The organism is Brevundimonas sp. AJA228-03, from assembly GCF_017795885.1.
Lineage (GTDB): Bacteria > Pseudomonadota > Alphaproteobacteria > Caulobacterales > Caulobacteraceae > Brevundimonas.
The window spans coordinates 1,093,962-1,115,469 of sequence record NZ_CP059297.1 but is presented as its reverse complement, the minus strand read 5'-3'; the positions used below and the strand labels follow the sequence as shown (position 1 = coordinate 1,115,469).

The following is a 21,508-nucleotide window of genomic DNA, read 5'->3' as shown; positions in this document are numbered from 1 at the left end:
AAGGGGACGCGCGTGAGCGGCATCACTACCGGCCTTCGACCCGCCTGCGTCGCGATGGTCGCGGCGCTTGCCGTCGGGTGCGCGACGCCACCGGCCGTCCAGGCAGCGCCCGTCCCGGTGCCGCCCGTCCCGATGAACCGGACCGTGACGGAACGGCTCAACCCCCAGGTCGAGGCACTGCTGGTCCGGCTGATGACCGAGCGGCGCGACATGGTGATCGACGGACAGCGGGTCTTCGGGACGACGGACAAATTCCTGCCCGGCAAGATCGCCGTCGGCATGGCCAATCTGATCCTGGAGACTCCGGCGGACGATCCCCGGCGCGCCGTCTATATCCGCGGTTTCCGGGACATCACGGCCATGACCGTGGACGACGTCAACACGGAATGGGGCATCTACTATTCTCTACTCGCCCTGCACCGGCTGCAGAAGGCCGGCCTGCTCGAGGCCGCTGTCGATCCCGGAATTCTGGCACGGCTGAGGACCCAGCTGGACTGGCGCAGCTTCGTCCGGGAAGCCGACCTGACCCTGATCAACCTGCCCAACAACTACTATGGTGTCGCCTACAGCGTGGCCCAGTTGCGGAACCTGCTCGGCTGGGAAGATGCCGCCGCCGCCGACGCCCTCCTGGCCAAAACCCTTGATCACTATGCCACCTATTCGGATTTCGGCTTCGCGGACGAGACGGATGGGCAGGGTCGCTTCGACCGCTACAGCGTGCTTCTGATCGGTGAGATCGCCCAGAGGTTCATCGATGTCGGTCGCGAGCCGCCCGAACAGGTCAAGGCCTGGCTCCGCCATTCCGCCGAACTCATTCTTCTCCGTGCCGGTCCCGCTGGGGACGGTTTCGAGTACGGCCGCTCGATCGGGGCCTACGGGGAAACGGCCATGCTGGAGGTGCTGACCGCCGCCGCCGTGCTCGGCTTACTGACGCCCGAGGAGATGGACGTCGCCTATGCCTTCTCCTGCGCCATCACCGCCCGCTACATGGACTTCTGGGTGGACCCGGACACCGGCTCGGTGAACCTGTGGGACAAGGGACGGCGCACCGATGCCTATCGTGCCAGGCACCGGATCCTCGGCGAGAACCTCAGCCTCGCGCGACAGCACGTCTACACCAATGCGCTATGGAATCGGCTGGGATACAGGGACAGGATCCCCACGGCCGACCTGGCCGCCTGGCGCGCTTCCCGGCCCCGGGCGACCCTGACCTGGTTCGACCGCGGCGAGCAGGATCGGGCCCTGCTGACGGTCGTCGATGGTACCCGGCTGTTCGGCCTTCCCGTGATCAACGGGGGGGCGGGCCAGCACATGAACAATCCCTATTTCCCGATTCCCTACTCGCCGGGGCTTGTCGCCGGCTCGCCTGACGCGGATTTCCCCCAGCTGATCACGCGCGTCACCCTTGACGACGGCACGGTGCTGCAGCCCCTGGCCTATCATCGCAATGTGGTCATGACCGAGACCGGCGACGCGGTTCTGTTTCAGATGGACCAGCCGGCGATGGACCGGATGGGAGAGGCCGCCCCGCGCCCGGACGACCGCATACGCGCCGAAACCACCTATCGCTTCACCCCCGGTGCAATAGAGCGAACCGATCTATACACGCCCTCCACCGCGCTCGGCCCGCTCGACCTTGATTTCGAGTTCGCGGGGTACCAGCCGATATCCGGGATGACGCGCGACGGCGATGGCTGGACCATCCAGTACGTCGGCGAAAGCCTGCAGAGTCTTCGCGTGACCGGGCTGGAGACCTGCGAGACCCTTCCAGTGCAGCCCGTCCATGCCAGCCCGACGGGCAGGTTCGCGAGTGTCGTCCACTGCCATTCGAACGGCCGCCCGGCGCACGTGCCGATCAACCTTGGATGGCGCATGACCTACGCTGACGCGGGGCACTGACGGCGCGCAACTGAAGGGTGGCAGGTCAGTTCCCCTGAGGTGATCCGGACCGTAGTGATGATGTTCGTGAAGCACCCGGCAGCGCTATGGCACGTCGAGACTCTGCTGGCCAAGCGCGGCATCGACATCTGTTACCAGACGGTGCGCCCCCGGTGGATCCGGTTCGGTCCGATGTTCGCCGCCGAGATCCGCAGGAAGCGGGTCTTCACCTCCTGGCGGGGCATATCGTCGGGGTCGACGTGAAGATCAGTGGGACATGGCCCTCACGCCCCCTGCCCTGACTGTGTCGCGTGGAGATGTGTTAGCGTCGCTTCGACAGCATCGGCCGACGGGCATATCGACCGGACCTTGAATCAGCAGTATTGGCCGGCTGATCGGCTATCCTGGGGGGCACAGATGATCGGCTCATTCATTGCGGTTTTCCTCGGCCTCGCCGCCGATCCTGCGCAGGCCGACGGCGCGTGGTACACGCAAGGGACGTTCGAGCCCGTACGGCGGGTCGCGATCCAGGTCCGAAATCCCCTCGACGTCGCGCGAACCAACAGCCCGGTGATCATCCAGAGATCCGATCTGGGGCCGCTTCAGGATATCCACGAGCTCCAGATGACCCTGGTGGATCCGAAGGGCGTCCCGAACGCGGAACCGTCCGCCCGTCAACGCGCGCTTGAGGGGGCTCACGGCCAACTGGCCGAAACCAATGGCCATGCCTTTCCCTACCAGTTCGACGATCTGGACCAGGACGGGCTGTGGGACGAACTGTTCTTCATGGCCGACTTTGCTCCCGGCGAGACAAAGACCGTCTATGTCTATCTCGGAACCCAGGAACGGGGATGGGCCGCCCACCGGACCCATGCCGCGACCGGCAGCTACATGCGCCACACGGTTCCGTTCTGGGAGAGCGAGACCTTCGGCTGGAAGCTCTGGTATCCGACCGACATCGACGTCTACGCCAAGCGCACGCCGCAATTGATGAGCCAGCGCCTGTATATGGAGAACCTCGATGGTTATGCCGTCTCTCTGATCGACCCGGGACTGGGATCGGACATCATGAGGGTCGCGTCGTCGTTCGGCGGCGGCGGAATCGGCCTGATCGAGGATCCGGCGCACCCCGAGGTCATCACCCGCCCCCGCTTCGGGCCCGGCTCGGAAGGCAACTTCAACGGCGGCCCAGTGTCGTCGCCGCGATACGCCTTCACCGTTCTGGCCAATGGACCGGTCCGCAGCATGGTCCGGATCCGTACGATGAACTGGAACACACCTCACGGCTCCTATGAGCTGGACCAGGTCTATAGCAGCTATGCCGGGCAGGATTATTCGACCGCCCGGGTCGCCCTTCGCCAGATCGACCCTGCAGGCCCCGCCCCACGGTTTGTGGTCGGTATCCGCAAGCATCTGAACGAGGACACCTATGTGCAGGAGGGCGGACTGGTGGTCTCCGCAGCGCCTGAGGTGATCCGCAATCCCGATGATCTGGAACAGGTTCAGCCCGACATGACGGTCGCCTACGCCGGGACGGCCCTGGTGGTGCCCGATCGGCTTTCGCCGACCTACGCCTTCGCGCCACAGGACGAAGGCAATCACGTCATGAGCATGCCGATGACCGCCGACGGCCGGTTCGATTATCTTCTGGCCGCCGGATGGAGTGAAGGCCCGAACCGGCGGACCGCAAGTGCGTTCGCCGACTATGTCCGCACTGTTGCAGGCGAATACAACGCCCCCGTGGTCTTTGTATCGATCAGCTCCGAGATACGAACTTCAGAGGCACCGTGACGGCACCGCCGAGGCTGGCGGACCATCGCACCACCGCCACCGTTCGGGGTTGGCGGTCTCGTCCTGACTCCACGCGTCGAAGCCTCCGGACTCATCTCGGCGCGCTCCCGAACCGCCTTCGACGACAATCCCGGCGTTCGGCCTGTTTCGAGGCGTCAGCGCCGTCATCGCCGCCTCCATGTCCCGCCGACGCCGGACCGGGACGTGGAGACGCGATCGGATTCGGTTCGTCGATGAGTATCCGTTCGGCGGCACCCTTCACGTCGTCGTACTGGCCCGAGCGAAGCGTCCAGACGAATGCCACCACCGCAACAAGACCGAGCATGACCGAAAACGGCGCGAGAATGAGAAGGATGTTCATCGGGCGGCGCGCAGCCTGAGCGCGTTCAGGGTGACGACCAGCGACGACCCTGACATCGCCAGGGCTGCGACGAACGGGTTCACCAGACCGATCATGGCGGCAGGTGCGGCGACCAGGTTGTAGAGCGCGGCAAACCCGAAGTTTTCCAGCGCGCGCCGACGCGATGAACGGGCGACGTCCAGTGCTTCGACGACCGCCATCAACCGGTCCTGGGTCAGGACCAGATCGGCGGCGTTCTGGCTGGCCTCGATCGCCGATCCCGGGGCGATCGCGGCGTGAGCGCGCGCGAGGGCCGCGGCGTCGTTGAGGCCGTCTCCGACCATCAGAACCTTTCGCCCGGCGGCGGCAAGACGGTCGACGGCCTCGGCCTTGTCCTCGGGCAGAAGCCCGGATCTCCAGGCCTTGATGCCGACGCTGTGTGCCACCGCTTCGACCACGCCCGCCTGATCGCCGGACAGGATCTCGACGGTCAGTCCACGGGCCAGCAGGGCCGCCACTGTCTGCGCCGCGTCCGGCCGCGGCGTGTCGGAGAAGCGCAGTCGCACCTTGGGCCCGTCCTCGAAGCCGAACCAGAGTTCCGTCTCGGACCCGCTCAGGGTCGGAACGCCGACGAAGGCCGACCGGCCCAGACGGGCGCGCCGACCATCGATCAGACCTTCGACGCCGAGGCCGACGTGCTCGATCACGTCCGTTGCAACCGGCCCGTCACCCGCGACACGGGCGACGGCGCGCGCCATCGGATGGTTCGAGGCCCGGGCCAGGGGTGCCGCCATGGCCACCACACACCGGGGTGTTTCGATCAGGACGGGCCGACCCTCGGTGACGACGCCGGTCTTGTCGAAGACGACGTGATCGACCTCGGCCAGCCGCTCCAGGGCGGCGCCGGATTTGACCAGGACGCCCCGGCGAAACAGCCGGGCGGAGGCCACGATCTGAACGGCCGGAACCGCCAGCCCGAGGGCGCAGGGGCAGGTGACGATCAGGACGGCGACAGCGCGGATCAGCGCCTCGCGCGGGTCGAGTCCCAAGGCCCAGCCGCCGGCGAAGGTCAGCAAGGCTGCGGCGTGGACCACCGGGACATAGAGCGCCGCCGCGCGATCGGCGAGACGCACATAGCGCGACCGGGACTGCGCCCCGGCGTCGATCAGCCGGGCGATTTCCGCCAGGGTCGAGTCCTCGGACCCGGCCTCGGCGCGGAGGGTCAGCAGGCCGGCCAGATTGACCGCCCCGGCCCGGCAGAGCTGGCCCCGCGCGACCCGTTCCGGCGCGCTCTCCCCGGTCAGCAGGCTGTTGTCCAGCAAGGCCTCGCCGTCCTCCAGAATGGCGTCGACCGGGATCCGGTCGCCGGGCCGGACCCGGATGCGATCACCGGACGCGACATCGCCCAGCGGGATCGACCGTTCACGACCGGCCCCATCCACGAGGCAGACGGTCGGTGCCTGCAGGGCCAGAAGATCCCCGGCGGCGCTGCGTGCGCTGGCCTTCAACCGATGATCGAGCCAGCGCCCGATGAGCAGCAGGAACAGCAGGGAGACCGCGGCGTCAAAATAGGCGTCGCGTCCATTCAGGATCGTCTCCGAAAAACTGATGGCCAGGGTCAGGATGACGCCGACCGAGATCGGCACATCCATGTTCGCACGGCCGGCCCTCAGCGACCTCCAGGCGGACTCAAAGAAGGTCATTCCGGCGAAGATCGCGCAGGGTGCGCCCACCGCCGCCGACATCCACATCATCATCGTCCGGGTCGCCGGGCCCAGTTCCTGGTCGAAAAGACCGGCCCAGAGGGGCACCGAGAACATCATGGCGTTCATCGCCCCGAAACCGGCGACGGCGAGGGCCAGGATCAGCTTGCGTCCCTCGCGATCGCGCTGTTGCAGGGCAGCGCCCGGATCGTACGGCGTGGCGGGATAGCCCAGGCTGGCGAGGGTCCCGATGACGCGGCCCGGATCGATCGCCCCGGCGGACACCTCGATGGCCAGTCGGCCGGTCGAGAGATTGAGGCGGGCGGACAGGACGCCGGGCAGGGCCGAGACCTCGCCTTCGATCTTCGAGATGCAGCCAGCGCATCGCGCGCCCGTGACCAGGAGATCAAGCCTGTCGCGGCCGTCCTCCCGCCGTCGGACAAAGGCCGACATGTCGCGTCCGATGGCGGCATCCAGGGTCATGGCCATGTCAGTCTCCTTTCGGCGACGATCCGCCGCCCGGTGCCGTCGGTCGCATCGATGCGCACATCCCAGACCCCTGTGAGGGCAAGGGCGGCCTGATACCGACCGGGCTCGATCTGGGTCAGCCGGACCTGGGCACGGCCCTGTTCTGTGGCCGGCCGCTGGAGCAGTGCGGACGCTGTCAGATCAGCCAGCGGTGCGCCGTCCCGGTCCTCCAGCAGGACTTCGAGACCCGCTGGCGTGGCCCTTGCGCCCGCCCGCCAACCCAGGGCGTCCTGGACGCGCAGCCGTTCAAGCTCGGCGTTGTAGATCAATCCGGTTTCGTAGGGTTTGGCCTCGACCTGGCCAGGGTGGGTCCGGTAGGCGATGACGAGAAAGCTCATGTCCACGGTCACGACCACGGCAAAGAAGGCCACGACCCCGGCGGCGACATGCCAGCCCTTGATCGTGAACGGGGGTCGGGACAGGGCGGCGGGGATCATCATCGGTCGTGGTTTCCGTAGTCGAAGGCGGTCCTGACGACCTTGGTGTCGCCGCCGGAAATGATCTGGAAGGACGCGTCCTGGCCCTCGTCATCGTCGTCATCGTCGTCCTCGCCCCCCTCCCCGGCCCTGGCGTCCGCAGCGGCGGCCGGGACGGTGACGAACAGACGCAGCGACGTCACGACATTGGGGGCCAGGTCCACCACCAGGGGGCCGGAGCCGGGGTGGCCGGGATCGGTCAGGACCGCGCCAGGGACCCCCGCATAGCGAATCTGGACCGTTGCCGTCTCGAAGCCGTGGTTGGCGAGCTTCAGGGTATAGCCGTTGCGCACCGCGCCATCCTGCAGCTGGACATAGGCCGGGTTGCGGTCTCTCAGGGCGTGGGCCCCAATGGCCTCCCGCGTGCGGAAGCCCTGGATCATCAGGCCGCTGACCAGCACAAGGGCCCCGGCATAGTACAGGGTGCGCGGACGGATCAGCCTGTGTTGCGGCTTGCGGCCCTCACAGCGTGCAGCGACGGCCGCATCGGTGTCATAGGCGATCAGGCCGCGCGGGCGTTCGACCCGGTCCATGATCTCGTCGCAGGCGTCGATGCACAGGCCGCAGTTGATGCACTCCAGCTGTGCGCCCTTGCGGATGTCGATGCCCATGGGACAGGCGACCACGCACTGGTTGCAGTCGATGCAGTCGCCCCGCCCGGTCCAGGTTTCGGTCTTCTTGTGCGGGCCGCGAGGTTCGCCCCGGTCGTAGCGATAGGTGACCTGGAATGACTGGTCGTCGAGCATGGCCCCCTGGATGCGCGGCCAGGGGCACATATAGGTGCAGACCTGTTCGCGCATGTGGCCGGCGAAGACATAGGTGGTGAAGGTCAGGATGGCGCACGACACATAGGCGGTCATCGGCGCGGTCCCGACCCAGAAGGTCCGGATCAGGTCCGGCGCATCGTGGAAATAGAAGATCCAGGCCCCGCCGGTCCCGAAGGCGACTCCGATCCAGACCGCATGCTTGCCGACCTTGCGCCACAGCTTGTCGAAGGACATGGGCGCAGCGTCCAGCCGCATGCGCGCGTTCCGGTCGCCCTCGAACAACCGCTCTATATGGATGTAAAGGTCGGTCCAGACGGTCTGCGGGCAGGCGTAGCCACACCACAGTCGGCCGAACAGGGCGGTCACCAGGAACAGGGCGAGCGCCGCCATCACCAGCAGCCCGGTGATGAAATACACCTCCTGCGGCCACAGCTGGATCATGAAGAAATAGAACCGGCCGCCATCGAAGTCGACGAGCACCGCCTGGTCCGGCAGGGCCCCCGGGCGCTCCCACCGAATCCACGGCGTGATGTAGTAGATCGCCAGCATGACGATCAGCAGCGCCCATTTCAGCCAGCGCCACGGGCCGTGGACGAGTTTGGAATAGATCGGCGTCCTGGCCTTGTAGAGGCCCGCGGGGCGCGCCTTCTCGCGCTGGCGTTCGGCGACGGAAACCGGACCCGTCGTCGGCGCGCGCTCGCGGGTCCGGTCGATGATGATGGTCATGGCGCGGGGGCTTCGACCTTCGCGACCGAGGGCTCGCCGCCGCCGGCGTTGACATGGATGTAGACCGCCAGGGCCTTGATCACCGCCGGCGAGAAGCGATTGCCCCACATCGGCATCACCCCGTTGCGGCCGTTCTGAAGCTGGCCGGAGATGGCAGCCCGGTCGGAGCCGTTCAGCCATTCCCGATCGGTCAGATTGGGCGCACCGAACTCGCGCGACCCCGTGCCCGTGGGCATGTGGCAGGCGGCACAGTTGGCGGCGAACAGGGGCGTGGCACGGGCGACGGCGGCCCGATCAGCCTCGCGGCCGGACAGGGCGATCACATACTCGGTCAGATCGCCGATCTGGGCTCCGGTCAACAGGCCGTCGCGACCGAAGGCCGGCATCATCGACATCCGCGTCTCAGGGTGACTGGAGCGGACGCCGACCCGCAGCGTATGCTCGATCTCCTCAAGCGAGCCCCCCCAGAGCCAGACGTCGTCGCGCAGGTTGGGATAGCCCTTGGCACCCCCGCCGCCCGCGCCGTGGCAGCTGGCACAGTTGTCGCCGAACACCGACTGGCCGACGGCCAGGGCATGGGCCTGCATCGCAGGGTCCGCCTCGATCTGCTGAAGGGAGGCCGAGGCCAGTATGGCGTCGCTCTGCCCGCGCTGGATCTGAAGGGCGTTCAGCTCCTTCACCACATCGGCCCGGGCGGACTGCTTCAGCAGCCCCGGCGTGTAGCCATGAAGCCCCGGCCAGGCCGGCATCAGGATCCAGTAGACCACGGCGAAGGCAATGCAGCCGTAGAAGATCCACAGCCACCAGCGCGGCAGCGGGCTGTCCAGCTCCTTGATGCCGTCCCATTCGTGGCCGGTCGTCTCGATGCCGGTGTGGTCGTCGCGCTCGCGGTCAGACATGGTCGCCCTCGTCCTTCTCGAGCGGGAGTTGGGCGAGGCGGCGGAAGGCCTCGCCATTACGGGGCCAGAGCGCATAGGCGAGGCCGGCAAAGAAGATCGCGCCGAAGTAGACCAGCCCGCCCTGCTGGGCGAAGCGGGCCACGGTCTCGTAGTCCAGGCCGCTCATCGCATATTGTCCGGATCTTCGGCCTGATAGGTGCGGAAATCGACCATCGTGCCGAGTTGCTGAAGATAGGCGATCAGGGCGTCCATCCTGGTCAGACGCGCCGGATCGCCGTCGAAGTCGCCCTGGATGATACGGGGGCCGTATCGGCCCCGCAGGGCGGAGGTTTCGCTGGCGTAGGGATCGACCTGGGCCCGGGCGTCGGCCTCGGCGTTCTCGATCTCGTCGTCGGTATAGGGCACGCCCACCGTCCGCATCGTCGCCAGCTTGGCGCGAATGGCGTGCAGATCCAGATCCTTGTCGGCCAGGAAGGCGTAGGGAGGCATGTTGGACTCGGGCACCACCGAGCGCGGATCGCCGAGGTGCTGGCGGTGCCACTCGTTGGAGTATTTGCCGCCGACCCGTGCCAGGTCCGGCCCGGTGCGCTTGGAGCCCCACTGGAACGGATGGTCATACATGCTCTCGGCGGCGAGACTGTAGTGGCCGTAGCGTTCGACCTCATCGCGCAGGGGCCGGATCATCTGGGAGTGGCAGCTGTAGCAGCCCTCGGCAATGTAGATGTCGCGACCCGCCAATTCGAGCGGGGTATAGGGGCGAACGCCCTCGACCTCCTCGATCGTGCTCTCGACCCAGAACAGCGGCGCGATCTCGACGATGCCACCGATCGAGACGACGATGACGATGCCGAGGATCAGCAACAGAGAGTGCCGCTCAAGCGGTCCGTGTTTCTTCCACATGGCGATCCTCACTCGGCCGGCAGCAGGTGCGGCGCGATCGCCGTCTCGGAGGACTCCGAGGACGGCATGCGGATCGTTCGCCACAGGTTGTAGGACATGATGAGCGTGCCGCTCAGGAACATCAGGCCGCCGACGGTGCGGATGACGTTCTCGATGTGCTTGGCGGCGACGGTCTCGATGAAGCTGTTGGCCAGGTAGCCGTCGGGCGTGTACTCGCGCCACATCAGGCCCTCCATGATGCCGGAGACCCACATCGCGGTGATGTAGAGAACGATGCCGGTGGTCGCGATCCAGAAATGCCACTCGACCAGGGCGTTCGAATACAGACGGTCCTTCTTCCAGAGCCAGGGGACCAGGCAGTATATCGCGCCGAAGCTGATGAAGCCGACCCAGCCCAGCGCCCCGGAGTGGACGTGTCCGATGGTCCAGTCGGTATAGTGGGACAGGGCATTGACCGTCCGGATGGACATAAGCGGCCCCTCGAACGTCGACATGCCGTAGAAGGCGATGGCCACGACCATCATCCGCACCACCGGATCGGTGCGCAGCTTGTCCCACGCCCCCGAGAGGGTCATCAGGCCGTTGATCATCCCGCCCCAGGACGGCATCCACAGCATGATCGAGAAGGTCATGCCCAGGGTCTGCGCCCACTGGGGCAGGGCGGTGTAGTGCAGGTGGTGCGGGCCAGCCCAGATGTAGATGAAGATCAGTGACCAGAAGTGCACGATCGACAGGCGGTAGGAATAGACCGGCCGTTCGACCCGTTTGGGCACGAAATAGTACATTATTCCCAGAAAGCCGGCGGTCAGGAAGAAGCCGACGGCGTTATGGCCGTACCACCACTGCACGAGGGCGTCCTGGACACCGGCGAAGACCGAATAGCTGCGCGCTTCCAGCAGACCCACCGGAACGGCGGCATTGTTCACCAGATGCAGCAGGGCGACCGTGACGATGAAGGCCAGGTAGAACCAGTTGGCCACATAGATGTGCGGTTCCTTGCGCTTCCAGATCGTGCCGAGGAAGACCAGGAGATAGGCGACCCAGACAATGGTCAGCCAGATGTCGACGTACCACTCGGGCTCGGCGTATTCGCGCGACTGGGTGATGCCCGCAAGATAGCCGGTGGCCGCCAGGACGATGAACAGCTGGTAGCCCCAGAAGACGAACCACGGCCACATGCCGCCTGCCAGGCGCGCCCGGCAGGTCCGCTGCACGACCCAGAAGGAGGTGCAGATCAGGGCGTTTCCGCCGAAGGCGAAGATCACGCCGGATGTGTGGAGCGGACGCAACCGGCCGAAGTTCAGCCAGCCGGCTTCCGGGAAGTAGAAGATGTCCGGCCAGGACAGCTGGGAGGCGATGACCACCCCGACCAGCATTCCCACGACACCCCAGAACATGGTGGCGATCACCCCGGCGCGAATGACGCCGTCCGAGTAGCGCAAGGGATCGGCTCGGAACCGTCCGTTGTTGATGCCCAGCGTCATGGCCGCAAGCGAAAGCACGCCGGCGATGAGCAGGATGGTTCCGTGGAAGCGGAATGCCGGGTCGTCGGTGAAGGCCGTCGCCAGAAGGGCGATGACGGTCAGCACCCCGAGGGTCACGAAGAGCGTGATGGCCCCGAACTGGAGTTCGTCAGTCTGTGGTCGATTCGGCATGCACGCCCCCTTGTCTCCGGGGGCTTTGCCGCACCGCTGCGGCGTCCGCTTTGATCTATCGCAAAGCAGAATGGCGACGTTCGGGATGTTATGGTCGGCGGAGGGCCCCGATGCCGATCACTGACGACCTGGAACGCAAAATCATCGCCGGCGGCCTGCTTGGTCTGGCGTGTTCGTTGGGCGGCCTCGCCTCGGCACTGACCGTCCTGGCCCTGGACCACATGGCGATGACCGCCACGCTTTGCGGACCGACGAGCGGACATTGCATGGCCTGTTTCGGAGCCGTCGCCTGCTGGACGGCCACCCTAGGAGCGGCTGCCGCCGGCACGTCACTGCTGCGCTTCAATGCCGTCCATGGAGCGAGGGCATGATGCGCGACACCACGAGTCGTTTCGACTACACCGCCGCATTCCAGTCCGCTGTCGATCAGGTCAGGGACGAGGGCCGCTATCGGGTCTTTGCCGATCTGAAGCGGGTGCGGGGTCAGTTCCCCCGGGCCGTGCGGCGTCGCGCGGACGGGACCGAGCAGGACTGCGTGATCTGGTGCTCCAACGACTATCTCGGCATGGGCCAACACCCGGCCGTGCTGGAGGCCATGTCGGCCGAGCTGGACGCCGTGGGCGCCGGGGCCGGGGGCACGCGCAACATCAGTGGCACGACGCGCTCGGCGGTCGATCTGGAGGCCGAGCTGGCAGCCTGGCACCGGAAAGAAGCGGCGCTTCTGTTCACCTCGGGCTATGTGGCCAATGAGGCGACGTTGACGACGCTGCAGAAGATCCTGCCGGGTCTGATCATCTTCTCCGACAGCCTGAACCATGCCTCGATGATCGCGGGCATCCGGAACGGCGGCTGCGAGCGGCATGTCTTCCGGCACAACGACCTGGTGCATCTGGAGACCCTGCTGGCGGCGGCCCCGGCCGATGCGCCCAGGCTGGTGGCGTTCGAGAGCGTCTATTCGATGGACGGCGACATCGCCGACCTGGCAGGCACCATCGCCCTGGCCCGGAAATACGGGGCCCTGACCTATCTGGACGAGGTCCACGCCGTCGGCCTGTACGGCGCGACCGGGGCGGGCGTGGCCGAGCGGGACGGGGTGCTGGACGGCATCGACATCGTCGAATGCACCCTGGGCAAGGCCATCGGCGTGATGGGCGGCTATATCGCCGCCGACGCCGTGATCGTGGACGCGGTCCGCAGCTGGGCCTCGGGCTTCATCTTCACCACCTCCCTGCCGCCGGCCCTGACGGCGGGAGCCCTGGCCTCGGTCCGTCACCTGAAGACCCACCCCGAACTGCGCGACGCCCATCAGGAACGGGCCGCGACCCTGAAGCGCCGCTTTGCCGAGGCCGGCATTCCGGTCATGCCGTCCGAGAGCCATATCGTCCCGGTCTTCGTCGGCGATCCGGTCCATGCCAAGATGATCTCGGACATGCTGCTGGAAGACCACGGCATCTATGTCCAGCCGATCAACTATCCGACTGTGCCCAAGGGCACCGAGCGCCTGCGCTTCACCCCCTCGCCCAACCACGACGACGCCATGATGGACGCCCTGGTCACGGCCATGGACCGGCTGTGGACCCACTGCAACGTCGCCCGGATGCCGGTCGCGGCGTAGAGCTTGATCGTTTGAGGTGGACCCGCTGTCGGCTTTCACCCATGGCCGGGCGGCTAAGGGAAAGTATGTGTTCTCCTTCCCCGGAGGCTGCGGGTCAACGCAACCGAAGAACGCGCGACGCGCAGGCGACGGCCGTCGGAGACGACCGCCGCCGGCATGGTCAGAACTTGCGGCCGATACCGAGCGAAACGACCCATGGATCGAGGTTCACGTCGCTTTTCAGCGTAGCGGCGTTGATGGTGGCATCGGTGTTGAACCAGACTTTCTTGACGTCGACATTCACGGTCCAGGGGCCGGAAACAGCAATGTCCGCGCCTGCCTGAAGCGCATAGCCGAGGCCGTCGTCCAGCTTGACGTCGAAGCCGTTCCTGTCCTCGCCGCTGAAGAACAGCATGTAGTTCAGACCGGCACCCGCATACGGACTGACGCGCGCCTCCGGTGCGGGACGATACTGGAGCGTGACCACGGGCGGCAGCACCCAGGTCTCGTGAACCGCCACATCGGTTGTGCCGCCCTGGGCCCGGATCTCATGGCGCGTCGCGCCCAGAATCGCCTCGACCGAGATATTGTCGGTCAGGAAGTAGGTAAAGCCGAGCGTCGGCATGACGTCATCGCCCACATCGACATTCAGACCTGTGGCGGCACCGGCGGCGGTGGTGATGGCATCGTCGGCGCTGGAGGCCACATCGGTGATCCGGCCGGTGACGATCCAGTCGCCCTTGCGGGCGACTTGCCAGTCCTGGGCGGAAGCGGGCGCGGCGAGCGCCGCGAGGGCGATGCCGGTTCCGAGGGCGGCGATCCGGAGGGAGTTGTGCGAGCGCATCTTGAGGTCCACGACGCGGTCCGGTCGCGGAATGCGTCCGGTTGGAGGCGTCGCGGATGGTGTGAACCGGGTGCCGGTCGGACGCCTTGACCTATCGCAAACCTCAGATCATGCGCCCGTGTCTGCCGGTGGCCGGAGCGAGCGATGTGTCGAACGCGGCGCAGATCAGACGCACAAAGGGTCGACCCAGATCGGTCACCGAAACGCGGTCGTTTTCGCAGACGACCAGGCCGTCGGCGACCAGCGGCGACAGTCGCGTCAAGGCTGCCGAGAACCGATCCGGCGCGGGACCCTGCGAGCGCTCCATCTCCGCCAGGCTCACGGAGAAATCACACATCAGCCGCTCGATGACCTCGGCGCGGCGGCGGTCGTCCTGGGTCAGGGCCAGCCCGCGCGCGACAGGGAGCCGGCCCTCGGTCACGGCGGCGCGCCAGTCGCGCTCGATCGTGTGGTTCTGCGCATAGCCCGTCGTCGTCCGCCCGATCGAAGAGGCGCCGAGCCCGATGAGGGTCGCGGCATCATCGGTCGTATAGCCCTGGAAATTGCGATGCAGCCTGCCCGATCGCGCCGCGATCGCCAGGCTGTCTTCTGGCAAGGCGAAATGATCGAGGCCTACGGCCTGATACCCGGCGTCGGTGAGATAGGCAGCGGCGGCCTGGCTCTGGGCGAATCGTTCTGCGGGTCCTGGCAGGTCGGCTTCGTTGATCAGCTTCTGATGCGGCTTCAGCCAGGGCACATGCGCATAGCCGAACAGCGCGATGCGCGCAGGCCTCAGGGTCGTTACCTGGTCGAGGGTGGTGAGCAGGTCATCCCTGGTCTGCAGCGGAAGCCCGTACATCAGGTCCAGGTTGAGCGATCCGACGTCGGCGGCGCTCAGCCAGTCGGCGGCGCGGGAGACCGTCTCGAACGGTTCGAAGCGATTGACCGCCTGCTGCACGCGGGGCGACAGATCCTGCACGCCGAGGCTGGCCCGGCTGAGGCCGTTGCGGGCCGCTGCGCGGACCCAGGTCCGGGTCAGGCTTGAGGGGTCGAGTTCGGCCGCGATCTCGGGCTCTGAAACGAAGGCAAAGGCCTCGCGAAGCCCGGCGAAGAGCCGGTCGAGATCATCGGTGGCCACCATGTTCGGCGTACCGCCGCCCAGATGCAGCCGGGCCACGCGCTGACGTCTGCCCAGCGCCGCTTGCGTCAACCTCGCCTCCTCGATCAACAGATCGATATAGCTTCGGATGGTCGCGGAGCGATTGACCGCGCGCGTGTTGCAGGCACAGTACCAACAGAGCGTCCTGCAGAACGGGATATGGACGTAGAGCGAGGCCGCTTCGTCGGCCGGTACCACAGCGAGCCACTCCTCCCACTCGCCGGGTCCGACATCAGGCATGAACTGCGCTGCCGTCGGGTAACTGGTGTAGCGAGGCAGATTGGCGTCGTATCGCCCGATCAGGGACGCGGCCCGAAGCGCGCGTTGCGTCTCCCCGCAGACGGCATGTGCCAGGGTCATGGTCAGGCTCCGTAGCGTCGATCCCCGCGACCGACGTCACAGCCCGCCTAGAGCCGCCTCCGGGCACGGTCTTTGACCTCGGTCAAACCGTGGTGATCAAGCCTCGCCGTCTGCCAGTGCGCGGAGCCTGTCCGGCTGTTCGATGCGGATTTCCGTGAGCGACATCAGCCGGATCACGCCCTGTGTCTTCAGACGGGTGAAGACCCGGCTGACGGTCTCGATCGTCAGGCCGAGGTAATCGGCGATCTCGGCGCGCGTCATGGGCAGGTGAACACGGCCCGAAGGTCCCGGCCGCGCGGGGTCGTGGTTCGGCATCTCCAGCAGGAAGGTCGAGACCCGTTCGAGCGCGGTCTTGCGCCCGAGCAGCAGGATCTGGTTCTGCGCCGCCGCCAGCTCGTGGTTGGCCCGATCCAGAAGGGCGGTCTCCAGCGCCGGTGTCTCGCGGATCAGCGTCCGGTAATCAGTCTTGCGGAACCTGCAGGCTGTGACCGGTTCGATCGCTTCGGCCGAGAACACATACAGATCGCCGGTCGCGAGGCCCAGAAAGTCGCCCGCGAACAGGAAGCCGGTGATCTGTCGGCGGCCATCGGACAGCAGCCGGTAGACCCGGACTGACCCTGAGGTGATGTTGAACACATGCCGGGCCGGATCATCGGCACGGATCAGGGTATCGCCACCGTTCAGTACCAGATGCTCGGCCAGCGTATCGAGACGGCTGAGATCGGCATCATCGATACTGGCGCAGACGCTGAACGGACGGGCACCACAGGTGTCGCAGGCATTGCTGCGCCGACGGTCCGTGCAACCGGCCGGGAGAGCCTTCAGCTCCAGCATGCTCAGGTCCTCCTTGTCCGTCGAGGGCGTCGGCGTATGCCCGGCCAACGACTGTTTGAGCGAGATCAATGCGGGGCTTCGACATTGGGGCAAAACTCACCGGATGACCATTGTGGTGAAACCCATGGAGCCAAATGAGTTGGCCGACGGGCTCGTCCTGGCCCGCCTCGGTCATGCGCCATTCGACGAGCGGGCTTTGCGCGACGAGCTGGCGACCCTTGCCGATGAAACCGTCGACGGTGGGGTCCTTCTCGCCCGGAACGGTGCGGGACGTCCCTGCGGATTGATCCTCTATCGTATTCTGGTTGTGCAGGGCGGTCGGCCGAGCCTGCAGATCCTTCGACTGGTCGCTTTCGATCTGACAAATCCCCAGCTGATCGCGGACGCCCTGGTGGAAGAGGTCTTCCGACGGGCCCGCGCCCAGGGGTGCGAAACCTTACGCACTGTTCGCTTCCTGACCACACCGGCTGACACAATCAAAGCCGTGCGCGCAGCCAGTGTTGCAGAGCTTCACAGCGTCTTCTGAGTCTTGATGGCTCGAGGCGGTCCGAGCGAGGCGGTAAGGTCGGTTCATGATGTGGTCATGCCGCCCCGGTGGTAATCTCCTTCTCAGGGTCGGGCCATTTTCGCCGATCCATTCCCTCTACTGCTTGAGTTTCGCATGATCGATCGCTCACCGGCCGCCATTCCCCAGATCCCTTCGCGTCCCGCGCGCGCGACGGCGACCATCACGGATGCGCGCGTCATCGTGACCTGTCCGGGCCGAAACTTCGTCACCCTGAAGATCACCACCGCCGACGGGACCTGTGGCCTCGGCGACGCCACGCTGAACGGGCGCGAGATGGCCGTCGTGGCCTATCTGGAAGCTCACATCTTACCCCTGTTGATCGGCAGGGATGCGCACCGGATCGAGGACATGTGGCAGTTCCTCTATCGCGGGGCCTACTGGCGTGGCGGCCCGGTCGGCATGACGGCCATAGCCGCTGTCGACGTCGCCCTGTGGGACATCAAGGCGAAGATCGCGGGCCTGCCGCTGTATCAGCTGCTCGGGGGTGCCTGTCGCGACGGCGTCACGGTCTATGGCCACGCCAATGGCTCGACCATTGAGGAGACGGTGGCCGAGGCCCTGCGCTATCGCGACCTGGGGTATCGCGCCATCCGGCTGCAGTCCGGCGTGCCGGGCCTGAAGAGCACCTACGGCGTGTCGCGCGACAAGATGTTCTACGAGCCGGCTGACGCCGACCTTCCGACCGAGAACGTCTGGTCGACCGAACGCTACATGACGACGGTTCCCGCGCTGTTCGACGCCGCACGTGAGGCCCTGGGCCGGGACATCCATCTGCTGCACGACGTCCATCACCGACTGACGCCGATCGAAGCCGGGCGGCTGGGCAAGGACCTCGAACCCTACCGTCCATTCTGGCTGGAGGACGCCGTCCCGGCCGAAAACCAGGCCGCCTTCCGCACCATCCGCCAGCACACAACGACTCCCCTGGCCGTGGGCGAGATCTTCTCCTCCATCTGGGACTGCAAGACCCTGATCGAGGAGGGGCTGATCGACTTCGTGCGGGCGACTGTGGTCCACGCAGGGGGCATCACCCACCTCAGGCGGATTGCGAGCCTGGCCGACCTGCACCACGTCCGCACCGGTTGTCACGGTGCCACCGACCTGTCGCCCGTAACCATGGCCGCGGCCCTGCATTTCGGGATGTCGATCCCGAACTTCGGCCTGCAGGAATACATGCGTCATACACCCGAGACGGACGCCGTCTTCCCGCACGACTACGCTTTCCGGGACGGCATGCTGCATCCGGGCGATGCACCAGGGCTGGGCGTGGATCTCGACGAGACGCTGGCCGCCACCCATCCCTACAGCCGTGCCTATCTGCCGGTGAACCGCCTGGAAGACGGGACCCTGTTCAATTGGTAGGCCGGGCCGTCGTCATCCTCGAAGATGAAGCCACGGGGCAGGAAGGCCCTGTCCGACGCAAGGGGGTTAAGACGATGCCCGGCCCGACCAGACATGCGGCACGCGCAGCATTCGGGAAGGCTCCGTTCGGATCGGTGCCGCTGGTGTCGATGGCGGACTGGGCCACGGTCACGATGCCGGGCACCTGACGAAGGAAGCGGACGTCGGCGATCTCATCTTGCGCGATCTCGTTGGCGTACGGGCGGATCATCGTATCGGTGAAGTTCACCTGGGCCTCGCCAGTAACGGCGCCCCGGATTCCGGTCCCGCCGAGGTCGCTTCAGCACAGGCTGCGTTTCGGGCCTGGTTGAACACCTCACCTGAAGCCCGGGGGCCTGACGGCAACCGCCCGCACCTTCCCCGTCAAAGTCGCGTCTTCGCCGAAGGCCCTTGTGGCGTTTGCAGGCGCGGACCCGACGCGCAGGCCGAAAGTCGGGCTTGCCGCTGCAGGGCACCGGGTCTAGTGCGCCGGGTCAGGAGACGATCCGATGGAACGCCGGCCCGACCGCGAAGGCATGATCCTGCTGAATGTGCTGCTGGTCGTCGCCATGGCCAGCGTCACCGTCCTCATCATGGTCGCCGGACAGGATATCGAATTGCAGCGCAGCGCGCGTCTGAGAGACGTGGCCCAGGCTTCGGCCTATGCGCGCGCGGGCGAACTGTCGGCCATCACGAGCCTGCGGCGCGACGGTATCGTCGCGGCGGGCACGGACAATCTGGCCGAACCCTGGGCGGCCCTGTCGCAGACGTCGATCGCCATTCCACGCGGACGCTTCGCCCTGACGATCGAGGACGAGCAGGCCCGCTTCAACCTCAACGCCCTCGCAGGCGGCCAATCGGGGCCGATCGACCTGTTTCAGCGCATCGGCGCATCCGCGGGGGTCGCGCCCGAAATCCTGGTCCGGATCTCGACGGTCGTGCGGATCGCGGGTCCCCTGACGGATGATCGATTGCTGATCGCCTCGGGCGTTTCCACCGCCGACCTGCTGCGGCTTCGGCCATTCGTGACGATCCTGCCTCCGGAGGCGGAGATCAATCTGAATACGGTCGGGGAACCCTTGCTGGCCCTGATGCTGAACGACCCGGATCGGGCCCGGGAACTGATCGTCCAGAGGAAGAGGGTCGGCTATCTGGTTCCGGCCGACCTGGCGGCAGTCGGGAGTTCCCCGCAAGGTACGGGCTTCACGTCGGATCATTTTCGGACCGTCACGGCCGTCTCGGTCGGGGACGTGGAGCAGGTGATGACCAGCCGCCTGACGCGCACGGCGTCGGCGGGCGGCGTCGATGTCGTCGTCACGGATCGAACCCCGGGCCTTTAGGACGCGCCTGCGGCCCCCGGGACACGATAGTCCGGTTGTGCCGCTCGGGCGGGCCGATTCAGGTGGCGATCAAGACGTAATCGCGACAGCTGCATGAAGAGTCTGTCTATATATTTTCAGTATCCGGACGTTCCGTAACAAAGCGTCGATTTTCTGTCACCTAGCCATCGCAATCGGGCCTTAAAGCCGCCTCTGGGGTTGCTGGGACGATGTCGTTCGGACGCGTGGCGACCCGCACATTTAACGCGAGGAATGCCCGATGCTTCGTCTGACCAAGGTACTGATGGCCGGTGCGGCCGTGATGGCGCTGGCCGCCTGTGGATCCGCCGAGGTGGCCTCCCCCGGTGAAGGCGACTTCGGTACCGCCCCGACCACGCCCACCACGCCGGTTGTTCCGCAGCCCGGCAATGGCGTCCCCGCCACCAGCTGCCCGACGGGCCTCGTCAACATCGGCACCGTCGCCAACAACACGCTGCGCGCCTGTCAGCTGCCCGCCACCATCACCGGAAGCCTCCAGCTTTCGGTCGTGCCGGGCGTGATCTACGCCATCAGCGGCAAGACCCAGGTCGGTATCGATCTCGGCGCCAACCCTGCCACCCCCGCTCCGGGCGGCCTCGCCGGCCAGCTGACGATCGATCCGGGCGTCAAGATCTTCGCCCGCGCCGCCGGTGACTATCTGGCGATCAACCGCGGATCGAAGATCTTCGCCGAAGGCACGGCGACCAACCCGATCATCTTCACCAGCGCCGACGATATCGAGGGCCGCAACAACAATTCCTCGCAGCAGCAGTGGGGCGGCGTCCTGATCGCCGGCCGCGCGCCAATCGCCAACTGCCCGACCGGCGTCACTGCGCCGAACGAGGCGTGCGTAGCTGTGACCGAAGGCACGCCCGACGTCCTGCACGGCGGCAACATCGCGACCGACGATTCGGGCCGGATGCGCTATTTCCAGATCAAATATTCGGGCTTCCCGCTGTTCAACAACGTGGAACTGCAGTCGCTGACCCTGGCCGGCGTCGGTTCGGGCACGACGATCGAGTTCTTCCAGTCCTACAACTCTTCGGATGACGGCATCGAGATCTTCGGTGGTAACGTCAATCTGCGGAACCTGGTCATCACGGGGGCCGACGACGACGCCCTGGACACCGACACCGGCTGGCGCGGCGCGATCCAGTTCGCCATCGTGACCCAGCGTCCGACCATCCCGACCTCGGGCAGCCGCGGTCTGGAATGGTCCGCCGCACCCTCGGGCACGGCCTATTTCTCGGCTCCGAAGATCTCGAACCTGACTGTCGTCGGCCGCAACGCCGCCGTCGCCGCCGACAGCCTGATCGTGCTGAACACGGGCACCAACCCGACCATCATCAACTCGGTCTTCACCAACCCGTCGACCTCGGCCGCCGCCTGCCTGGACATCGACGACGCCCAGACGGTCGCGAACAACCCGATCTTCCGCTCGGTGGTCTTCTCCTGCGCCCGTCCCTACGAAGACGACACCAACGTGAACGCTGCCGCCACGGCTGCCGTGTTCATCACGGGCACCAACATCAATAACAACTCCGCCTACACGCCCACGCTGACGGCTCCGGCCGGTGCGACGATCACCAACCAGAGCCTGACCTTCATCAACGGCGCGACCGAAAACGCTGTCACGGTGACCCCGGCTCCGGCCGTCAACGCCTACTTCCAGGCCGTGACCTACATCGGTGCCGTCCGGAACGCGGCGGACACCTGGTACCTGGGCTGGACCTGCGGTTTCGCAGCCGGCTCCAACTGCTGATCGTGAA

At 66.3% G+C, this 21,508-nt stretch carries 21 protein-coding genes; 9 read left to right on the top strand and 12 right to left on the bottom strand.

Annotated features, from left to right (window positions below; all coding sequences use genetic code 11):
• Nucleotides 1-12 precede the first annotated feature (12 nt).
• From HZ989_RS05475 to HZ989_RS05465, 3 genes are all read left to right on the top strand, one after another.
• A complete protein-coding gene (locus tag HZ989_RS05475) occupies nucleotides 13-1,899 on the top strand; it encodes a hypothetical protein (RefSeq protein WP_209322618.1) in 1,887 nt (628 codons plus the stop codon).
• A gap of 57 nt (nucleotides 1,900-1,956) precedes the next feature.
• A complete protein-coding gene (locus HZ989_RS05470; protein ID WP_209322617.1) occupies nucleotides 1,957-2,142 on the top strand; it encodes a hypothetical protein in 186 nt (61 codons plus the stop codon).
• A gap of 153 nt (nucleotides 2,143-2,295) precedes the next feature.
• Nucleotides 2,296-3,669: a DUF4861 family protein gene (locus HZ989_RS05465; protein WP_209322616.1), complete on the top strand. Its 1,374-nt coding sequence runs from the start codon at nucleotides 2,296-2,298 to the stop codon at nucleotides 3,667-3,669.
• Nucleotides 3,670-3,760: 91 nt separating this feature from the next.
• Here the strand turns inward: HZ989_RS05465 and ccoS are convergent, their stop codons facing one another.
• From ccoS to ccoN, 8 genes are read right to left on the bottom strand one after another with little or no spacing between them, the layout of a single operon-like run.
• On the bottom strand, nucleotides 3,761-3,994 hold the full coding sequence (ccoS, locus tag HZ989_RS05460; RefSeq protein WP_245162511.1) for a cbb3-type cytochrome oxidase assembly protein CcoS: 234 nt from the start codon (nucleotides 3,992-3,994) through the stop codon (nucleotides 3,761-3,763).
• Nucleotides 3,995-4,026: 32 nt separating this feature from the next.
• Nucleotides 4,027-6,195 (bottom strand): heavy metal translocating P-type ATPase, encoded by a 2,169-nt coding sequence (locus tag HZ989_RS05455; RefSeq protein ID WP_209323049.1) that lies wholly within the window; start codon nucleotides 6,193-6,195, stop codon nucleotides 4,027-4,029.
• A complete protein-coding gene (locus tag HZ989_RS05450) occupies nucleotides 6,192-6,680 on the bottom strand; it encodes a FixH family protein (protein ID WP_209322614.1) in 489 nt (162 codons plus the stop codon). The genes HZ989_RS05455 and HZ989_RS05450 overlap by 4 nt, the downstream gene beginning before the upstream one ends.
• Entirely contained in the window at nucleotides 6,677-8,209 is a 1,533-nt protein-coding gene (gene ccoG / locus HZ989_RS05445) for a cytochrome c oxidase accessory protein CcoG (protein WP_209322613.1), read from the bottom strand. The genes HZ989_RS05450 and ccoG overlap by 4 nt, the downstream gene beginning before the upstream one ends.
• Nucleotides 8,206-9,108, bottom strand: a complete 903-nt coding sequence (gene ccoP, locus HZ989_RS05440) for a cytochrome-c oxidase, cbb3-type subunit III (RefSeq protein WP_209322612.1) — start codon at nucleotides 9,106-9,108, stop codon at nucleotides 8,206-8,208. The genes ccoG and ccoP overlap by 4 nt, the downstream gene beginning before the upstream one ends.
• Nucleotides 9,101-9,274, bottom strand: a complete 174-nt coding sequence (locus HZ989_RS05435) for a cbb3-type cytochrome c oxidase subunit 3 (protein ID WP_209322611.1) — start codon at nucleotides 9,272-9,274, stop codon at nucleotides 9,101-9,103. The genes ccoP and HZ989_RS05435 overlap by 8 nt, the downstream gene beginning before the upstream one ends.
• On the bottom strand, nucleotides 9,271-10,008 hold the full coding sequence (ccoO, locus tag HZ989_RS05430; RefSeq protein WP_209322610.1) for a cytochrome-c oxidase, cbb3-type subunit II: 738 nt from the start codon (nucleotides 10,006-10,008) through the stop codon (nucleotides 9,271-9,273). Before ccoO ends, HZ989_RS05435 begins: the two co-directional genes overlap by 4 nt.
• 8 nt (nucleotides 10,009-10,016) lie before the next feature.
• Complete coding sequence (gene ccoN / locus HZ989_RS05425; protein ID WP_245162510.1) at nucleotides 10,017-11,492, bottom strand: cytochrome-c oxidase, cbb3-type subunit I; 1,476 nt, start codon at nucleotides 11,490-11,492, stop codon at nucleotides 10,017-10,019.
• A gap of 281 nt (nucleotides 11,493-11,773) precedes the next feature.
• On the opposite strand from ccoN, the gene HZ989_RS05420 reads away from it, so the two are divergent.
• Entirely contained in the window at nucleotides 11,774-12,034 is a 261-nt protein-coding gene (locus tag HZ989_RS05420; protein WP_209322608.1) for a hypothetical protein, read from the top strand.
• Complete coding sequence (hemA, locus tag HZ989_RS05415) at nucleotides 12,034-13,278, top strand: 5-aminolevulinate synthase (protein ID WP_209322607.1); 1,245 nt, start codon at nucleotides 12,034-12,036, stop codon at nucleotides 13,276-13,278. Before HZ989_RS05420 ends, hemA begins: the two co-directional genes overlap by 1 nt.
• 160 nt (nucleotides 13,279-13,438) lie before the next feature.
• Here hemA and HZ989_RS05410 read toward each other — a convergent pair whose 3' ends face one another.
• The 3 genes from HZ989_RS05410 to HZ989_RS05400 form a co-directional block, all read right to left on the bottom strand.
• Nucleotides 13,439-14,101, bottom strand: a complete 663-nt coding sequence (locus HZ989_RS05410) for an OmpW family protein (RefSeq protein WP_209323048.1) — start codon at nucleotides 14,099-14,101, stop codon at nucleotides 13,439-13,441.
• 103 nt (nucleotides 14,102-14,204) lie between these two features.
• A complete protein-coding gene (gene hemN, locus HZ989_RS05405; protein WP_209322606.1) occupies nucleotides 14,205-15,599 on the bottom strand; it encodes an oxygen-independent coproporphyrinogen III oxidase in 1,395 nt (464 codons plus the stop codon).
• Nucleotides 15,600-15,695: 96 nt separating this feature from the next.
• On the bottom strand, nucleotides 15,696-16,502 hold the full coding sequence (locus tag HZ989_RS05400) for a helix-turn-helix domain-containing protein (RefSeq protein WP_245162467.1): 807 nt from the start codon (nucleotides 16,500-16,502) through the stop codon (nucleotides 15,696-15,698).
• On the opposite strand from HZ989_RS05400, the gene HZ989_RS05395 reads away from it, so the two are divergent.
• Both HZ989_RS05395 and manD read left to right on the top strand, forming a co-directional pair.
• Complete coding sequence (locus HZ989_RS05395) at nucleotides 16,489-16,959, top strand: hypothetical protein (RefSeq protein WP_209322605.1); 471 nt, start codon at nucleotides 16,489-16,491, stop codon at nucleotides 16,957-16,959. The two genes, HZ989_RS05400 and HZ989_RS05395, sit on opposite strands and share 14 nt — an antisense overlap.
• 135 nt (nucleotides 16,960-17,094) lie before the next feature.
• On the top strand, nucleotides 17,095-18,363 hold the full coding sequence (gene manD / locus HZ989_RS05390) for a D-mannonate dehydratase ManD (RefSeq protein ID WP_209322604.1): 1,269 nt from the start codon (nucleotides 17,095-17,097) through the stop codon (nucleotides 18,361-18,363).
• On the opposite strand, the gene HZ989_RS05385 is transcribed toward manD, so the two are convergent.
• Nucleotides 18,353-18,631, bottom strand: a complete 279-nt coding sequence (locus HZ989_RS05385; protein ID WP_209322603.1) for a hypothetical protein — start codon at nucleotides 18,629-18,631, stop codon at nucleotides 18,353-18,355. The two genes, manD and HZ989_RS05385, sit on opposite strands and share 11 nt — an antisense overlap.
• A gap of 259 nt (nucleotides 18,632-18,890) precedes the next feature.
• Here HZ989_RS05385 and HZ989_RS05380 point away from each other — a divergent pair, with 259 nt between their 5' ends.
• Together HZ989_RS05380 and HZ989_RS05375 are read left to right on the top strand one after the other, a co-directional pair.
• Entirely contained in the window at nucleotides 18,891-19,721 is an 831-nt protein-coding gene (locus HZ989_RS05380) for a general secretion pathway protein GspK (protein ID WP_209322602.1), read from the top strand.
• A 259-nt stretch (nucleotides 19,722-19,980) separates the two neighbouring features.
• Nucleotides 19,981-21,501 carry a hypothetical protein gene (locus tag HZ989_RS05375; protein WP_209322601.1) on the top strand — a complete coding sequence of 507 codons (1,521 nt, stop codon included), beginning with the start codon at nucleotides 19,981-19,983 and terminating at the stop codon, nucleotides 21,499-21,501.
• Nucleotides 21,502-21,508 lie beyond the last annotated feature (7 nt).

Excerpts from the sequence above, each read along its gene's own strand:
- HZ989_RS05470 (WP_209322617.1), top strand. The coding sequence starts at position 1,957 with ATGATGTTCGTGAAGCACCCGGCAGCGCTATGGCACGTCGAGACTCTG.
- HZ989_RS05465 (WP_209322616.1), top strand. The coding sequence starts at position 2,296 with ATGATCGGCTCATTCATTGCGGTTTTCCTCGGCCTCGCCGCCGATCCT.
- ccoS (WP_245162511.1), bottom strand. The coding sequence starts at position 3,994 with ATGCTCGGTCTTGTTGCGGTGGTGGCATTCGTCTGGACGCTTCGCTCG.
- HZ989_RS05455 (WP_209323049.1), bottom strand. The coding sequence starts at position 6,195 with ATGACCCTGGATGCCGCCATCGGACGCGACATGTCGGCCTTTGTCCGA.
- HZ989_RS05450 (WP_209322614.1), bottom strand. The coding sequence starts at position 6,680 with ATGATGATCCCCGCCGCCCTGTCCCGACCCCCGTTCACGATCAAGGGC.
- ccoG (WP_209322613.1), bottom strand. The coding sequence starts at position 8,209 with ATGACCATCATCATCGACCGGACCCGCGAGCGCGCGCCGACGACGGGT.
- ccoP (WP_209322612.1), bottom strand. The coding sequence starts at position 9,108 with ATGTCTGACCGCGAGCGCGACGACCACACCGGCATCGAGACGACCGGC.
- HZ989_RS05435 (WP_209322611.1), bottom strand. The coding sequence starts at position 9,274 with ATGAGCGGCCTGGACTACGAGACCGTGGCCCGCTTCGCCCAGCAGGGC.
- ccoO (WP_209322610.1), bottom strand. The coding sequence starts at position 10,008 with ATGTGGAAGAAACACGGACCGCTTGAGCGGCACTCTCTGTTGCTGATC.
- ccoN (WP_245162510.1), bottom strand. The coding sequence starts at position 11,492 with ATGACGCTGGGCATCAACAACGGACGGTTCCGAGCCGATCCCTTGCGC.
- HZ989_RS05420 (WP_209322608.1), top strand. The coding sequence starts at position 11,774 with ATGCCGATCACTGACGACCTGGAACGCAAAATCATCGCCGGCGGCCTG.
- hemA (WP_209322607.1), top strand. The coding sequence starts at position 12,034 with ATGCGCGACACCACGAGTCGTTTCGACTACACCGCCGCATTCCAGTCC.
- HZ989_RS05410 (WP_209323048.1), bottom strand. The coding sequence starts at position 14,101 with ATGCGCTCGCACAACTCCCTCCGGATCGCCGCCCTCGGAACCGGCATC.
- hemN (WP_209322606.1), bottom strand. The coding sequence starts at position 15,599 with ATGACCCTGGCACATGCCGTCTGCGGGGAGACGCAACGCGCGCTTCGG.
- manD (WP_209322604.1), top strand. The coding sequence starts at position 17,095 with ATGATCGATCGCTCACCGGCCGCCATTCCCCAGATCCCTTCGCGTCCC.
- HZ989_RS05380 (WP_209322602.1), top strand. The coding sequence starts at position 18,891 with ATGGAACGCCGGCCCGACCGCGAAGGCATGATCCTGCTGAATGTGCTG.
- HZ989_RS05375 (WP_209322601.1), top strand. The coding sequence starts at position 19,981 with ATGCTTCGTCTGACCAAGGTACTGATGGCCGGTGCGGCCGTGATGGCG.